Below are 17695 nucleotides of genomic sequence, written 5' to 3' on the forward strand. Positions count from 1 at the left end.
GATAATTCAATATATTATGGGCACAAAAAATATACCTGACATAAGTTATGGTCAGAATAGGGTAGTTGGCCAAAAAACAGTAAAGGCTTTTTTAACACTCATTATTCTCATGGCTACCTCATTCGGTTCTTTTGCACAGAAAACTTGGGATGGAGGGGGTGATGGCAGTAGTTGGAGTAGTGCCAATAACTGGAATCCCAATGGGGTTCCCTTGCCTACCGAAACTGTTACAATTTCATCGAACGCCAACTTAACAATTAATGTTGATGGTGATTTTACCTGTGCAGGGCTTACGCTACAGCTAACAGGAAATCAAAATGGCAATAGAACCTTAGCTTTAAATGTTTTATCAGGGAATACTCTAACTGTAGATGGTTCTGTAACAATAGATAATATTTCAACAAGGAATAATAGAACAAAAGTTTGCTTTATAGATGTTCAAGGAACGTTGAACGCAAATGCTGGTATTACAATTTCAAATACAACAAGAACTAATAAGATAGGAAGTTTAAGGGTATCGGGTGGTACTATAAATGTTGTAGGTGATATAATAATGTCAGGCAATCCCCCACGAAATGATATAACATTTACTACTGGTACTATAAATATAACAGGTACTATCTCTGGAGGTGCACTAAACGAAGGCACTGGAACAGTTAATTACAATTCCTCTGGCAATCAAGATATCGGTGCTTATACCTATTACAACCTGTCTGTAACGGGGGGAGGAACAAAATCGTTAACAAATAACACTACGATTAATAACACGCTAACAATTACAAACTCTATTCTTAGTTTAGGTAACAATAACCTAACTTTATCTAATTCCTCAACAAGTGATGTACAGGGCGGTCCGTTTAGTGCATCTTGTATGATTGCTACTGATGGTACTGGTTATGTTGAACAAGCAGTTCCATCTGCAACGCCCTATACAATGCCCATAGGTTCTAATGGGGTTTACTCTCCAGTTGTTTTAAGTAGCATTACTGGCTCCACTTTCCTAAGGTTTAGAACTGTATATAATACTACATTAGGTTCTCAGTATTTAAAACGATACTGGCAAATAACAGGTTCGGGGGCATCAACGGCTACAATCTCATTTCAATACGATGCAACCGAAAACCCTGTTGACCCAACTCTTATTTGGGTACGCCCAACTGCAGGAGCATGGGCTGCACCCTCTGGTACACAGACGTTCGATAGCGGTGCAAAAACATTTACTGTTACTAACACTACCGATATAACTAACGTTACTTCAGAATGGACTGCTGGTTTTCCTGTAAGAACATTCTTTTCCTACCAATCAGGGAATTGGGATGATGCATCAACGTGGACTAACGATCCAGGCGGAACAACCTGGACAAACATAGGCACACCATCATCTGATGGCGATATCGTTGTTATACTTTCTGGTAGAACGGTATCCCTTAGCTCCGATGTTACTACAGCAAACCTTGAAATTAATATTAATCAGGGTGGTATCCTCGATATGGGATCTTTCCAATTTACAAATCCCCTTGGTAAGCTTTCAGGGCAAGGGATTCTTAAACTGGCAACAACCAATTTCCCTACTGCTGCAACCAATACTTTTGTTGATGCAGGTGGAGGTATAACTGAGTATTATAACCCCACCGATTTTACTCTCCCTGTTGGTCAAACAACTTATAATACTTTAAGAATTAACGCGCCTGGAGTAATAGCCACACAGCTCAACAATCTTACTTTGAATGGGGATTTGCATGTAATGCAGGGTACATATCGAATTAACGATAACACCTCTGCTAGACGAGAGCTAACCATTATGGGAAGTGTGACAGTTGAGAGTGGTGCATCAATTACTGTGGGAAATGGTGTTACCAATACAACCACAAATCCTACTGCTGTGGCCGAAGGAGGAACTGCTCCCCTTACAAACTATTACTACACTCAATCGCATACCGTTCAAGTTTATGGCGATTTCACCAACTATGGTACTGTTCGATTTACAAACCTAACATATCCTGTGTATAACCAGCTACCCCCTACAACACTTGGTTCTACTTCGGGGTATGCAACAGTATTTTTTAGAGGAACAACAAATAGTACCTTATGGTGTGAGGGCACTACAGATTTTTACAACCTTGTACTCGATAAAGGGGTCGATCAAACCTATAGCCTTACAATTTATTCAACAGCTTATCAGAATTTTAGGCTCTTTGGTGCTAATATTGCAGGTGGTTATGGAGGTGGAGCAAACCCAAATCTTGATAAGGCCCTCTGGATTAGAACAGGTACGCTTGTATTACAGGGAACAACAATAATCCCTTCACTTAGCGAAGGAACATGCGATAGTGGAACAGGTGGTCCTAATTCCGACTATTTTATTCCTGGTAATGGGGCTTTAGTTCTCGACGGCGATAATGTGGTTGTTCTCACCACCGCCGATAGCTATCAGGAGGTAAACGTGGCCTATAATGTTAGCGCACCCAACGATGCCTCAATGGGAATAAACACATCCGCTGGTTGTAGTTCATTTTCGATATATGGCCTCTTAAAGATTAATAAGGGTTATATTTCCACACGTGAAAGCGGTGGATTTATCCAATGGCCAGTAGCATCAGGTCAGTTCGAAATTAATGGGGGAACTGTTGATGCTAAGCAGTATAGAACAGCTGGAGCTGCAGGTGGATTAGCTTCGTTCACTCAAACAGGTGGTACATTCTACCTGCGTGGTAGGTTCACTCGTACCCCTTCGGCATATTCGTCGGTAAACGATCTTATAAATGCGCCTATTAGCACAAATCGCTCTACTGGCGGCTTACAAGGTGCTGTGGGTACATTTAACCTTAACGAGGCCGAGAATGTGTTTAACATGAGTGGTGGCTCAATTTATATTTATGATGTGTGTGGCGATGGCTCTTCGGCTGCCCAACAAAAGGTTTTTGAGGTTTATAGCGATCAGAGCAATGTTGAGGTTTCTGGTGGTTCAATTATTATTATGCCTACTACTGGAACGGGTGCCGCCGATTCACCAATTTACCGAATTGTTTCAACCGCTCCATTTGGGAACCTTTCTATTAATAGACTGAGCGGCACTTCAAATGTGATGCTCGATACTTATCCTCTCACTGTAATCTCTAACTTTTCAATCTTATCTGGCGATTTTGATGCAAACAGCCTGAATGTTACAATTGGTGGAAACTTCTTTGTAGCATCTGGTACTACATATACTACAGGCGACAACTGGACAATCTTTAATGGCATTGCCAACCAAACAATAACTTCTAACACAGCCACTCCACTTGTGTTCAAAAAGCTAAAAATGGATAAGCTGGCTGGTAAAATACTTAACTTTTCTGGCAGTCAAACCGATTTTCATGTACAAGATTCTTTAATGCTTGTTTCTGGTACTTTTAACGATGGTGGCAAAACCATTTCTCTAATCCCGTCGACTACATCTACAACATCATACATTTACAATAGTGCAACTCATTTAGGTAGTGGAAAAATTGTAATTGCAGATGATGATCCTACTGTAATAGATGGCGATGGTAATGGTGTTTTTAACAATCTAGAACTTAACAACACCGATGCTCTTGATGCCCCTGTAAGCTTAAGTAATAACATCTCGATTACAGGAACATTAACCTTTTCGCAGGATAAATTGCTCGATATAAATTCATACAATATCAGGTTTTCTTCAATGGCAAGCGTTGTCGGAGCTAGTTCAACACGCTACATTACAAGTTCCGGAGAAGCAGGAAATGGAGGAGTAACCCGTTCGTTTACTTCAGGAGCTACTAGCTTCACATTCCCTGTTGGAGCAGCATCAACATCCCACGCAACTCCTGCTTATACTCCAGCCACAGTAACCATAACAGGAACACCTAATTCTTGGGGCGATGTTACCATTGTACCTGTTGGTTATGAGCATCCTGCAACCACTAACAAGGGACGCTCACTTACCTATTACTGGAGAGTAAAAACTACTAACTTAGATCTTGGATCGGCCACCGCTTCATTAGGATTTACATACGATGATGCTGATGTGGTAACTGGAGGTGATATTTCAGAGAATGAGTATGTTGCAGCACGTTTTAACATAGACGCTGCCACATGGACTAGTGGTACTGCTTCTGATGTTGATGAAACCACAAACCTAATAGGAGAGCCTGGAACAGGTAGTTTCCTTGAGAATCTCTCTTCTATTGATGGCGATTATACTGCTGGAGACAATAACCCAACTAATCCTTTTGGAACTCCAACTGTATATTACAGCCGACAATCGGGAAATTGGAATAATGTAAACACTTGGTCAACGGTTAGCCATACAGGTCCTGCTGCTAGCTCTACTCCTGGTGCAAGTGATATTGTAATCGTAGGAAATGGTAACACCGTAACTCTTACTCAAAATGAAAATTGTGCAGTTTTACAAATCGAAAATGGGGCAACTCTAGATATTTATACATATACTGGAAGTAATTTTGCTTTGGTAGCAAATCATCCAAGTGGTTTAAATGGTTTATTTAGGGTAACAACGCCAAAAACCAGTTCAAATTCTGTCCCTGGTGTGTTTTCATTTCCAACTGGTGATTTTAGCGAATTTAATGTAAACAAGGGAACTACTGAGTTCTATGATATTGATGGAACTGCTGGTGCACTTTATATTTTACCTGCTAATGTTAATTCATATGGTAATCTTATACTAAGAGCAAAGGGTGGTGATAATTTGGTTTTACCTAACAATTCATATACTAAAATTTATGGTGATTTAACATGTACTGGAGATGCTTCAACGGCTTGGATCGCTTTGTGCTGGAATACTAACATTTGGCCTTACTATACTTCTGATTACGATCCAACTATTGAAAAAACAGTATATGTTGATGGTAATTTGTACGTAGATGCTGGTACATTTATTTTCTTTAACGATGAGCAACCTCAACATTTAATTGTTGAAGGAAATGTTCAGGTTAATACAGGTGCTACTCTTAGAATTTATCCAGCATATCCTTTTGCAACACCTGTTATTACTAATAATACTTTAAAAATTGGAGGCTCTTTAATTAATAACGGTACTGTGTCTTTAAGAGAGACTTCTGGTGGACGAACATATTTTGTAAATACAACATTTTTCAATTCTAACACTTCTTATATTACAAATACAGGTGGAAATCCTACAACAATTTTTAATAATGTTATTGTAGATAAAGGTTCTTCTCAAGCCGACTCGCTTATAATTGATATTGGAGGAACTCTAACAACCCCTACCGACAACTGGCTTACCCTTCAAAATGGTACGTTGGTTTACAGAAGGACCGACCCTAACTCCGATTTTACTATTTCAACAACTACTCCTTTTATAATTCCAGAAACCGCTGGTCTTTTAATTGATTACCCAAATAACGCAAATAATACTAGTGTTCTAATAGCCAATGCGAATACAAACTCTAATGACGTAACCCTTGCTGGGAAATTTGCTGTTAGAGCCGGTCAGGTTTACGTGGGCCCCACAAATGGAACAACCAATAGTAATAACGATATTGTTTATACTGGCGATGGAAATTCCACCCTGGTTATTGATGGAGGGCAGCTGTTTGTTAATGGACAAATACGCCGAAATACAGCTACAACCACAGGTGTACTTAAGTATTACCAAACCGATGGAGAGGTTTACATTAACGGTCAGGGAGCCGATGCAACTGCATTAACTAGAGCGAAACTTGAAGTTACCAATAATGGTAGCGTGTTTAATATGAGCGGCGGGATAATTAATATAATTCGCGGAGGTGGAACAACATATGGCGATTTATACATTCGACCCCAAAGCTCAAGTGTAACCGGAGGTGAGATTGTATTTAGCTCAATCCCCAGCTCTTGGAGTGCTGTAAATGCAAACCAAACCTATAGAATTGATGCCAATGTTCCCCTTAATAATATTACTATAACTGGAGATAATATTGGAACCCCCTACTCCGCCACCGTATCGTTAATGGTTAATCCTCTCGTTCTGAATGGTTCGCTAACTTTAAGCAATATTCAGAGTTTCTTGGTAACTAATGATATTGATGTTTCATTAAAGGGCGATTGGGTTAATAATGGAACATACACATCAGGAAGTAATACTACCACCTTTAACGGGAATGCACAGCTAGTTTCGGGTGCTTCGCTAACTGCTTTTAATAACCTGGTAATTAACCCAATTACCTCGGTAACATTATCTACCAATGATATAGATGTTAATGGTGATTTGACCCTATCAAACGGAACGCTTATTTGCAACAGTTACCAGGTTAATTTAAAGGGCGATTTTACCAATGATGCTACCTATACAGATAATGGAAATAATACAGGGGTTATCCTTAATGGGACGGCATTACAATATATTTCCGGAACGGGTACATTTAGTACACTAGAACTTTACAATACAAGCGGGGCACGCCTGCAAAACTCTATTACGCTAACCAAGAACCTGGTTCTAACCCAGGGTATTTTTAATATTAACCAGTATATGCTTAACCTGGGTATTAATAGTATTGTTGATGGCGCTCCTTTTGGTACATCAAAGATGGTTATGGTTGATGGAGCATTTAGTAATGTGGGTATTAGAAAATATTTTGACGCCTACTCCGGTGCTGCACAAACCTTTACCTATCCTCTTGGTGTAATGGGCAAGTACACGCCTGCAGAATTTACTTATACCGACAATACTACCACAGGATACATCAGGATAAATGCTATTAATTCTCATCACCCCGGTGTTCTCGATCCAAACAGGGTACTACAATACTATTGGGAGGTTGAAAATAATGCCGTGGCAGGTCTAAATGGCAGCCTTGTGTTCTACTATGATAATGCAGATGTTAAAGGCTCTGAGGTTGACTATGTTTCTGCCCGAACAGTTAATAATACTAGTTGGAGTAAATCAGCACCAGGCCCTACAACCGACAATGTCGATGAAACAAATGATATTATTACTTTCATCCTCATAAATACCAATGACATTACCGGTGAGTTTACAGCAGGTGAAGACCCCGCCATTCCTAATAATATTCCACAATTCACCTCTCAAAAAGATGGGAATTGGAACGATCCTACAGTTTGGGTTCAAACCGGAGGAGACCCGTACGTATTAACCGGCGGGCCTAACGGGTTTATTGTAACAGTTAGCGAGCAGGACACTGTTGACCTAAACCAGAATCAAGCTTTTTGCTATAGGATGACAATTAATGGTACCTTGAGGGTAGTTGAACCCTACTATGGCCATAATATTGGTACGGTACTTGGCCAAGGAACCCTTTACCTCGATCGTGGTCCATTCCCTGCTGGCCGCTACGACAGCTTTGTCGATTGCTCTACCGGTGGAACAATTGAGTATGGTGGTAACACCGATTACAATATTGCTGCTGATTTATACAGCCAGGTTCGTAGGCTTCATTTTACTGGAACAGGAATCAGGTATCTACCCAATAAGGACCTAACCATATGCGAACAACTCTTAATTAACGGTCCTACAGTTGATAACTCATTAAATAACCGCAAGCTAACCATACTTGGATCCATGGAACGATATGGTACCGGTCTTTTCAAAGCGGGAACCGGAGTAAATGCCATAGTTGAACTTGCCGGTTCGGCAGCACAAACAATTGGTGGTCCAACCGGAGACTTCTCCGGGACAAGCAAGTTTAATCATCTTATAATCAACAATTCATCGGGAGTGTCAGTCGGCAATAATGGCTTAGTTGAGGTTAGTGGTAATCTTTACTTAACAAATGGAGTAGTTACAACCACTTCAACCAATCGACTTTATTTAAACAACTCGGCTATTAGCTGTGTATTCCCTTCTGGCGGCTCTTCATCTTCGTATGTAGATGGACCTTTGACCAAGAAAATTTTACAGGGTGACTCATTCAAATTTCCTATAGGAAAGGGAACAACTCTTGGAAATAAGTTAACCCTTACCTCATCGCAGTCTGGAACCATTGATTGGACAGTAGAGTTTTTTACCCCGAACCCAACTTATAACTCTTACGCTTCGCCTCTTACCTATGTTAACTCAATGGAGTATTGGACGGTTAGCGCTACTGCTGGAAGCTTAGCCTACGTGGCATTGGATTGGGATGCAGCAAGTGACCTTACTCCACTTATGACTCAAAATGGTCTTTCCGATATGCGTGTAGCGTATGATAATGCTGGCGTTTGGACAGAACTATCGTCCACTGCTTCTGGTACATCAACTGCTGGAACAGTAACAACTTCATCAAGGATAACCATACCTGCATCAGGATCTCAAACCTATACAACCTCATGTATTAATACCACAAAGCCAAGGGCTAGGTTTAACCCCTCAGGCCCTGTTTGTGGCGATGCTGGAATACCTGTGATATTTATAGGTTCAGTTAAGCCTCTTAATTATGTGTTAGAATATACTAAAGATGGAGTACCACAAACTCCTGTTACGGTAACATCTGTGCCTTACACACTACCAACCGATCCTACAGGTGCAACCTATCAGCTTACTAGTTTTACTTACAACAATCCGGGTACTCCTACAACCGGAGTGGTTGACCCAACTCCTGTTACCACCTATACCCCACCTACTACTGCTGCTGCGGGACCCGATCAATCGCTTTGCGGTGCTACTCAGGCAACCCTGGCGGCAAATACTCCTACAGTTGGAACCGGACAGTGGAGTATCGTTTCCGGGTTGGGCGGCACTATTCAGCAACCAACCATTCCATCTAGCTTGTTTGATGGGATTAACGGCAATAGTTATACATTACGTTGGACCATTACAAATGGCGGCTGTACCTCTTCCGATGATGTAAATATTGCTTTCCCCTTACTTCCCGAAACACCTGCTGCCTTTGTTACATCCGACAATAGTGTTTGCCAAGGTGATGTTGGGGTTGCATACTCTGTCGCTAATAATCCCTCCTTAACTTACACATGGTCATATTCCGGAACAGGAACTACAATCAATGGTTCTGGAAATGCCATTACCATTGACTATGGCTCAGCGGCAACTTCAGGTGATGTGAGCGTTTATACAACCAATGGTTGCGGTAATAGCGCTCCATTAACACTACCCGTTACTGTAAACGAGAGACCTACTGCTACTATTGCCATTACCGGCAGTAATCCTATTTGCGATGGCGACCAGTCTGAACTTACCATAACTCTAAGCGGTGGTACTTCTCCTTACGATTTTCAACTTACCGATGGTACCAATACGTATAGTTTTACCAACGTTACCTCACCTTATGTTTATACAACACCAAACCAAGCATGGACCGGCCCAGGTGCAAGTAATACTGTTACTTATTCAATACCAACAGTTACTTCTGCAAACGGATGTAGCAATCCTGGTTCAAACACCGTTGATGTTAACGTTTTCAAAATCCCCGAAACAGGACCTGAGTATCATATCCCAAATAATTTTGCGTTCTAATAAAAGTAAAAAGCCCCGGACTACCGGGGTTTTTTGTTAGATTGAGATTTATTTTCATCAGTGAGATATTAATTACACCACAGTGTTTCACAGAGGAATGCACAATGTAACGCACTGCATGAAATTCCAAATTTAAGATTTGTCACTTGAGCTTCCGATTCCTTCTGAATATTTCCGATTCATTCCGTATCATTCCTCTAACTTCCTCTAACTTCCTTTAACCTCATCACATTCTTCAGAAAACGTGGCTTCGACAGGCTCAGCCACCGACAGGCTCAGCCAAAAGGTAAGGGAAAAAAAATAATTGGACTATCTTAAAATCGAATAAAGGAGCGAGGTCCGCAAACATATTCTAAAGGCTTTGTTTATGTGTGCTAATGTGTTGCTACCTTAAAAAAAATGCACCGAGGAACTCACTATTCAGCTGTATTGTTGTATCTGTATGCAGCCTTACGAAGCCTATCCATTATGGCGATTCCTATGCCTGTTTCTGGTACGGGATCAGCAACAATGTAATCGACATCCGAATCCTCAAAAGCGTGAAGCTTTTCAAAAAGATGAGCAGCTGCTTCAACCAGGTCGCCTTTTTCTGAAAGAAACTCCACATCCTTATAGTTACCCTGGGGAGTATGGCCAAATGCAATATAGCCAGCGCGTGTTGGGTCAATCGTTTTATTGGTTTCTCCTAAAATGAAAAGCGGTTTATTTGGGCTATAGTGCGATTTGAGTAAACCAGGTGAAATTAAGTTTTTTTCAGGCTTTTTAGCAGATGAAGGGGTTAAAACCTCCGATAAATCGGCATGGGTAATAGCTCCATGACGGAGTACAATGAAGCCCTCCTCATCGAGCGTAACAACAGTAGATTCAATTCCAACAGTAGTTTTACCACCATCAAGAATATAATCGACATCGGGAAGCTGTTTAAGCACATGTTCAGCGCGAGTTGGGCTAACCCTGCCAAATTTGTTAGCGCTTGGAGCAGCAACTACACAACCCGATTTGGAAATTAGCTCAAGAGCAATGGGGTGGTTTGGCATTCTGATACCGACTGTTTCCAAATCGGATGTTACTATTCCTGGTACAATATCGGATTTTGGAACAACAATGGTTAATGGGCCAGGCCAAAAACGTTTTGCCAATTTAAGAATACGCTCATCGGTGCTAGTTGTAAGCTTATTTATGCTATCTAAATCGGCTACATGTACAATTAAAGGGTCGAACGACGGGCGTTCTTTCAATCCAAAAATCTTTGCCACAGCATTAGGGTTAAGGGCATTGGCCCCCAACCCATAAACCGTTTCGGTTGGAAAAGCAACAACTCCCCCTTCGGCAATTAGCTTTGCAGCGTATTCCACATCCTTTCCAACAGCTGTCATTCCTTAAGTTTTATTGTAAATTTTTATCGGCTTCCTCAATATCAGCACGTTTCTTTTCCTGATAAGCATCAATTTTTTGTTGGATATCGGGATTTGTAAGCCCAATAATTTTGGCAGCAGCTATAGCTGCGTTTTCGGGGCTAAGAACCGTGAGCGGTGCAACACCCGAAGGCATTCGTAAACTAGAATATATATCGGCACCAGCAAACTTATCGCTATAAGGTGGGCATGCAATTACAGGGCAATGGGTTTGGGCATCGGCAAAGCCGCTAAGAGCATTACTCATTCCAGCGATGGTAATGAATACAACATTTTCTTTTTCATACTGCTTAATCAGCTCATAGCATTTTAGCGGAACCTTATGTGCCGAAGCAATACGAGTTACCACTTCGATGCCAAAACCTTTAAGCGGTTCTTCAATTTTTTTGGCCCAGTCCAAATCGGCCTTTGAGCCCATAATAATTACAACCTTACGATTCATGATTTGTTTGATTTTGGTGTTTTGAGTTGATAAATATTGAGTTCCTATGAAAAAGTAGTAAATAAATAACACCAATTGTAATTGAAGAATCGGCTATGTTAAAAACAGGACGGAAGAAAAGAAAATTTTGTCCACCCCAAATTGGCACCCAGTCAGGAATAACGGTATCTATTATAGGAAAATACAACATGTCAACCACACAACCCTGAAGAAATCCAGCATATCCCTCAAAATTTAGCTTAGAAACACCATAGTATGAAACCCATTGGTTAAACTGCTCGCTGTAGGTTGTCCCTGTGTCAAACAAAAAGCCATAGAATGCGCTATCAATAATATTTCCAATAGCCCCTGCTAGTATAAGTGAAATCCCAACAATTAAGCCTGTCTTAACGTTTTGTTTAATAAGGTGATTTAGATAGTAACCAATAGCCACAATTGCTCCAATACGAAATATGCTTAGAGCAATTTTACCCCAAATACCCCAAAACTTAAGGCCAAAAGCCATTCCTGGGTTTTCAGTAAAATGAAGGATAAACCAGTTGCCAATAACCTTAACCTCGTCGCCTATGGCAAAGTGTGTTTTTATCCAAACCTTAGAAACCTGATCGATAAATAGAATCAGAAGAACTATCAGAACCGCTAACTGCCTCTTATTTAGTCTCATATATGAAGATAAATTAAGGTGTAAAACTAATATAAAAAGACAAAGCGACCAAATGGTCGCTCTGTATGATTTAAGCTATTAACATAATCGGCTATCGCTGGTTATTCTTAGCCTCAATGCTAAGAGTTGCATGCGGTACGGCACGAAGTCGCTCTTTTGAGATTAGCTTGCCGGTTTCGCGGCAAATACCATAGGTTTTGTTTTCGATACGAACTAAAGCCGCCTCAAGGTGTTGAATAAACTTTAACTGACGTTGAGCTAGGCGCCCAGCCTCCTCTTTTGAAAGGGTTGAAGCACCCTCTTCCAGCACCTTAAAGGTTGGCGATGTATCTTCGGTATCGTTGCTTTCATCCATGGTAATGGCACTCTTAAGGATTTCGTAATCCTTACGTGCTTTTTCGAGTTTTTGCAGAATTATCTCCTTAAATTCCGCCAACTCCTCGTCCGAATATCTAGTTTTCTCTCCCATGGCTTTAAATTTTGCTAAATATATAAAAAAACATGGTAGATGATTCAATTTAGTCGTTAATCTTTTCAACAACTATTTTGGTAGTTAAATCATCTAACTCTATTACGTTAGAATTTCCATTTAGTTCCCCATCAACAAGATTTATTTCACGAGCAAGGGTTTGAGTTGATATATAGTTACGATGTACCTCAACAGCCTTGTTCAACTTTTCATGTTTTTGAAGGGTAATACGAATTTTATCGGTAACCTCAAAGCCCGATTCTTTACGGATGTTCTGTACCCTGTTAATAAGTTCACGGGCAATACCCTCCATTCGGAGCTCCTCGGTTACAGTAACATCAAGCGCAACGGTATACCTACCCTCGTTGGCCACAAGCCATCCAGGAATATCCTCCGACAGGATTTCCACATCTTCTAAATTCAATTTGATGTCCCCATCGGGTGTGTTAATTGTGAATTGACCATTACGTTCAAATGCTGCAATATCCTCTTGGGTCATTTTAGCAATTGCAGCAGAGATTGATTTCATAGCCTTGCCATACTTTGGCCCTAAGGTTTTGAAGTTGGGCTTAATCTTTTTAACCAGAATACCTGCAGTATCGGTCAGGTATTCCAACTCCTTAACGTTTACCTCGCTAAGTATCAAGTTTTCAACCACAGCAAGCTGATCTTTGAACTTTTGATCGAGAATCGGAATCATTATTTTTTGGAGAGGTTGACGCACTTTAATGTTCACCTTACGACGTAAACCAAGTACAAGTGAACAGATGGTTTGAGCCATCTCCATCCTTTCCTCAAGATCCTTATCAATTAGTTCAGGGTTATACTTTGGAAAATCGGAAAGGTGAACGCTTTCGTCTTTGTGACGGCCCGATACCCTATTCAAATCGGTAAACAGTTGATCCATATAGAAAGGAGCAATTGGTGCTGCAAGCATTGCTACAGTCTCTAGGCAAGTATATAGGGTTTGGTATGCAGCAATCTTATCGGTATTATACTCACCACCCCAGAAACGCTTACGATTAAGCCTTACATACCAGTTGCTGAGCTGCTCAATAACAAAATCTTGAATTGCACGACCTGCGCGAGTAGGTTCAAAATCTTCGTAAGCCTCTTCAACCTCTTTAACTAAGCTGTTAAGTAATGAAAGAATCCAACGGTCAATTTCTGGACGTTGGTCAAAGGGAACCTCCTCCTCGGCGTAGGTAAATCCATCTACATTAGCATAAAGTGCAAAGAATGAATATGTATTGTAAAGCGTTCCGAAGAATTTACGTTTCACCTCGTCAACCCCATCGATATCAAACTTAAGGTTGTCCCAGGGTTGAGCGTTTGTAATCATGTACCAGCGTAAGGGATCGGATCCATACTTCTCAATAACCTCCCATGGGTCAACGGCATTACCAAGGCGTTTACTCATCTTGTTGCCGTTCTTGTCAAGTACCAATCCGTTGGAAATAATATTCTTGAAGGCAACCGAATCGAAAAGCAGGGTAGCCAGTGCATGAAGCGTATAGAACCAGCCACGGGTTTGGTCAACTCCCTCGGCAATGAAGTCGGCCGGGAAAACCTCATTGAATAGCTCCTTGTTCTCAAAAGGATAATGAATTTGAGCATAAGGCATTGCACCTGAGTCGAACCAAACGTCAATCAGGTCGGTTTCGCGGAACATCTTTTTGCCGCTAGGTGAAACCAGGATGATATTATCGACAAACGGGCGATGCAAATCGAAGGACTCATAGTTTTCCTTGCTAAAATCTCCCTCTTTATAGTTGGCAAGAGGGTTCGATTCCATGAATCCAGCCTTTACTGCCTTGTCGATTTCCGCTTTAAGTTGAGCAACAGAGCCAATGCAAATCATCTCGCTTCTGTCCTCCGATACCCAAATAGGTAGCGGGGTTCCCCAGAAACGTGAACGCGAAAGGTTCCAATCTAAAAGATTTTCGAGCCACTTACCAAAACGCCCGGTTCCAGTGCTTGCAGGTTTCCAGTTGATGGTTTTGTTAAGCTCAATCATTCTATCCTTAAGGGCGGTTACCTTTATAAACCAGCTGTCGAGCGGGTAGTACAGAACGGGTTTATCGGTTCTCCAGCAATGGGGATAGTTATGTACATGCTTTTCTATTCTAAAGGCTTTGTTTTCCTTTTTAAGTTCAACGGCAAGGTCAACATCAAGGGTAGGCGCATCTTCGGGAAGGGTGGGGTCGTAATCGTTTTTAACAAATCGACCAGCGTAAACCTTATATTGCTCAACATTGATATTGTTTTTTACAAAGTCGGGGTCAAGCTCCTCAATGGGATAGAAACGTCCACGGCGGTCAACCATGGGTTCTATATTCTTATACTTGTCGCGAAGAATAAGCGGAGCGATTCCCGAAGCTTTGGCAACCCTGTCGTCGTCGGCACCAAAGGTTGGAGCGATGTGAACCACGCCGGTACCATCCTCGGTGGTAACAAAATCGCCAGCGATAACCCTGAATGCATCCCCCTCGGGTTTCACCCATGGGAAAAGCTGCTCGTAACGTATACCAACAAGTTTTGCACCATCAACCTCGGTAAGCACCTTAAAGGGAACCTTTTTATCGCCAGGCTTATACTCGTTGAACGATAGTTCTGCATTAGCTTCGGGGAAGTAGTAGCTGAGCCTGTCCTTAGCAAGAACAACAGTTAAGGGCTCACCGCTATAAGGGTTGAAAGTTCGAACAACCGAATACTTAATATTTGCATTTACCGCAAGAGCAGTGTTCGAAGGGAGCGTCCAAGGTGTGGTAGTCCATGCTATAATATGCACATCGGGTGTATCGGTAAGGTCAAAAAGGAAGTTCGATTCGTTATTCTTAACCACCTTGAACTGTGCAACGATAGTTGTATCCTTAACATCGCGGTAGCAACCGGGCTGATTCAGCTCGTGAGTGCTAAGACCGGTTCCTGCTGCAGGTGAGTATGGCTGAATGGTTTTGCCCTTGTAAAGTAAACCCTTTTCAAAAAGCTTTTGAAGTAAATACCATAATGTTTCGATATAGCGGTTATCATAGGTAATGTAAGGGTCGTCCATGTCAACCCAGTAACCAATCTTATGGGTGAGGTCCTCCCATAAGTCGGTATACTTCATTACCTCCTTACGGCAAGTTTTATTGTACTCCTCAACAGAAATTTTGGTTCCAATATCTTCCTTGGTTATGCCAAGCATTTTCTCTACCCCAAGTTCTACAGGCAAACCGTGAGTATCCCAACCGGCTTTACGCTCAACTAAAAAGCCCTTTTGTGTTTTAAATCGACAAAAGATATCCTTGATGGTTCTTGCCATAACATGGTGAATACCAGGCATTCCATTGGCTGAAGGAGGGCCTTCGTAGAAGATAAATTTTGGATGGCCCTTGCGTGTTTCCAAACTTTTGCGGAATGTATCCTGTTCATCCCAGGTTTTAAGTACGTCTTTATTTACCTGCGATAAATCTAATGCTTTGTACTCTTTAAACTTCAGGTTACCCATATGTTAATAGCTTTAAATACAGAAAAATAGTCTTTCAGAAAAATTTCACAAAATTAGAGTTTTTTTCAGATAATCAAAACAATAGAATTTTTTAATGGTGGGATAGTGTGCAGTGTACAGTGTGCAGAATTTTTAAATTACACCAATAATGGCTGCTTGTCGGTGGCTGAGCCTGTCGAAGCCACGTTTTCCGAAGAATATGAAGAAGTTAGAAGAAGTTAGAGGAAGTTAGAGGAATGATACGGTATGAGTCAGAATGAATCGGAAGATTTGAGACCGTGTTTGGTTTTTAGTTTTTGGTATTTAGAAAAGAAAGCACAGAATCAATCAACTAATAAAGATTGAAAACATAGCCCCGTAGGGGCTAAGTAATGGTAGAATCAACAAGACCAAAAGAGTTTTGCGATGCACGAAAGAACCACGCCAAAGAGCGAATATGAGACGTTGCATCGCAATTTCAAGTAATACCCCCAAGAATCAATTTGTCATGCTGAGCTTGTGGTGGTTGAGCTTGTCGAAGCCACGTTTGTTTCCCCTTCTTTTGCCTTGATGCAAAAGAAGCAAAAAATCAAGGCTGAAAAGCCTGTTCCGATGGGTGCCCCGTGGTCGTGTCTTCCGCGCGGCGCAACTCGCCATGCCGCAGGCATGGCTCAAACAGCACCGCTTACTTAACCCTACGCAACGACCCGCCCACGACCCATTGGCGGAACAGCCTTTTATGCCGTTATCTTGAAAACCGAGAATCCTACCTGTTGGTCAAATCTTGAATCCTTCTTCGCCAGACGCAGTTTTGAATTCGTCTTCGCTAGACATTCTTGAATTTGGAATTCACCCACTAAGTAACATCGTTCATTCCTCTGTATATCTCAGTGGTATAATAAAATACAGTTGACCCAAACTAACATTTTTTCGTTTAACTTTTTACTTTTAACTATTAACTACTAACTATTAACGCTTAACGTTTAACGATTAACTTTTAACTACTAACTATTAACCATTAACTAGTAACCTTAACGCTTCCCGATATTCCCCTTTTTATAACATCACCCTGCTATTTCATTTCCAGTAAAAAAACAAAAGCTCATCAAAATTTATTTTAAAATGCATTGGGTAATGGCTATATTTGCGTGAGGGATGCGGAGGGTGCGAAGCAGCACTGCCACGCCGGATGGCGTGGATTGCCGGAGCGAAGCGTAGCCCGTAGCAGCCCGACCCCGTTAGGGGGCACGCCCATAAAAATATTTGAGCCATGGATATAATTTTGAATAACCAAGCCGAACATCTTGAAACTAATAAAGCCACCATTACAGTGAGTGAATTGCTAGCCATCAAGAATTTTACCTTTAAAATGCTGGTGGTTAAAATAAACGGAAAACTTGTAAAGAAAGACGAGTATGCAAAAGCTACGATTCAGGATGGCGACAACGTACAGGTTATTCATCTGATAAGTGGAGGTTGATTGATGCCCATTAACGAGCTTACATTTTGGAAATGGATTTTACCCAAGTTAAGGAATAAGTTTTTCCTTACAGGACTAATTTTTTTGCTTTGGATGCTTCTTTTTGATAGTAGCAACTGGGTGGAAATGTACTCTACCAGGCAGAGAATAAAAAAGCTTGAGGAGGAGAAGGTTTACTACCTTAATAAGATTGAGGAGGATAGAAAAAAAATACACGAGCTGCAAACCAACCTGGAGAACCTGGAAAAGTTTGCTCGTGAGCAATACCTGATGAAACGTCCTGATGAGGATATTTTTATTGTAGACGAAAACGATTTATAACC

8 protein-coding genes are annotated in these 17695 nt (G+C 41.2%); 3 read left to right on the plus strand and 5 right to left on the minus strand.

Annotated features, from left to right (window positions below; all coding sequences use genetic code 11):
- Window positions 1-16 precede the first annotated feature (16 nt).
- A complete protein-coding gene (locus FHG85_RS00355; protein ID WP_173072299.1) occupies window positions 17-9430 on the plus strand; it encodes a beta strand repeat-containing protein in 9414 nt (3137 codons plus the stop codon).
- Window positions 9431-9846: 416 nt separating this feature from the next.
- Here the strand turns inward: FHG85_RS00355 and FHG85_RS00360 are convergent, their stop codons facing one another.
- The 5 genes from FHG85_RS00360 to ileS form a co-directional block, all read right to left on the minus strand.
- Window positions 9847-10806, minus strand: a complete 960-nt coding sequence (locus tag FHG85_RS00360; protein ID WP_173072300.1) for an L-threonylcarbamoyladenylate synthase — start codon at window positions 10804-10806, stop codon at window positions 9847-9849.
- Window positions 10807-10816: 10 nt separating this feature from the next.
- Window positions 10817-11287 (minus strand): AIR carboxylase family protein, encoded by a 471-nt coding sequence (locus FHG85_RS00365; protein WP_173072301.1) that lies wholly within the window; start codon window positions 11285-11287, stop codon window positions 10817-10819.
- Complete coding sequence (locus FHG85_RS00370) at window positions 11277-11951, minus strand: lipoprotein signal peptidase (protein ID WP_173072302.1); 675 nt, start codon at window positions 11949-11951, stop codon at window positions 11277-11279. Before FHG85_RS00370 ends, FHG85_RS00365 begins: the two co-directional genes overlap by 11 nt.
- A gap of 91 nt (window positions 11952-12042) precedes the next feature.
- Window positions 12043-12420 carry a TraR/DksA family transcriptional regulator gene (locus FHG85_RS00375; protein WP_173072303.1) on the minus strand — a complete coding sequence of 126 codons (378 nt, stop codon included), beginning with the start codon at window positions 12418-12420 and terminating at the stop codon, window positions 12043-12045.
- A gap of 49 nt (window positions 12421-12469) precedes the next feature.
- Window positions 12470-15913 (minus strand): isoleucine--tRNA ligase, encoded by a 3444-nt coding sequence (ileS, locus tag FHG85_RS00380; RefSeq protein WP_173072304.1) that lies wholly within the window; start codon window positions 15911-15913, stop codon window positions 12470-12472.
- 1249 nt (window positions 15914-17162) lie between these two features.
- Here ileS and thiS point away from each other — a divergent pair.
- Together thiS and FHG85_RS00390 are read left to right on the plus strand one after the other, a co-directional pair.
- Window positions 17163-17372 (plus strand): sulfur carrier protein ThiS, encoded by a 210-nt coding sequence (gene thiS / locus FHG85_RS00385; protein WP_173072305.1) that lies wholly within the window; start codon window positions 17163-17165, stop codon window positions 17370-17372.
- A 3-nt stretch (window positions 17373-17375) separates the two neighbouring features.
- Window positions 17376-17693, plus strand: a complete 318-nt coding sequence (locus tag FHG85_RS00390) for an FtsB family cell division protein (RefSeq protein ID WP_173072306.1) — start codon at window positions 17376-17378, stop codon at window positions 17691-17693.
- Window positions 17694-17695: the final 2 nt, after the last annotated feature.

The organism is Tenuifilum thalassicum (genome assembly GCF_013265555.1).
In the GTDB taxonomy this organism is placed as follows: Bacteria; Bacteroidota; Bacteroidia; order Bacteroidales; family Tenuifilaceae; genus Tenuifilum; species Tenuifilum thalassicum.

Bases quoted from the DNA above. Each gene is read 5' to 3' on its own strand.
- FHG85_RS00360 (WP_173072300.1), bottom strand. From the start codon at position 10,806: ATGACAGCTGTTGGAAAGGATGTGGAATACGCTGCAAAGCTAATTGCC.
- ileS (WP_173072304.1), bottom strand. From the start codon at position 15,913: ATGGGTAACCTGAAGTTTAAAGAGTACAAAGCATTAGATTTATCGCAG.
- FHG85_RS00370 (WP_173072302.1), bottom strand. From the start codon at position 11,951: ATGAGACTAAATAAGAGGCAGTTAGCGGTTCTGATAGTTCTTCTGATT.
- thiS (WP_173072305.1), top strand. From the start codon at position 17,163: ATGGATATAATTTTGAATAACCAAGCCGAACATCTTGAAACTAATAAA.
- FHG85_RS00375 (WP_173072303.1), bottom strand. From the start codon at position 12,420: ATGGGAGAGAAAACTAGATATTCGGACGAGGAGTTGGCGGAATTTAAG.
- FHG85_RS00355 (WP_173072299.1), top strand. From the start codon at position 17: ATGGGCACAAAAAATATACCTGACATAAGTTATGGTCAGAATAGGGTA.
- FHG85_RS00390 (WP_173072306.1), top strand. From the start codon at position 17,376: ATGCCCATTAACGAGCTTACATTTTGGAAATGGATTTTACCCAAGTTA.
- FHG85_RS00365 (WP_173072301.1), bottom strand. From the start codon at position 11,287: ATGAATCGTAAGGTTGTAATTATTATGGGCTCAAAGGCCGATTTGGAC.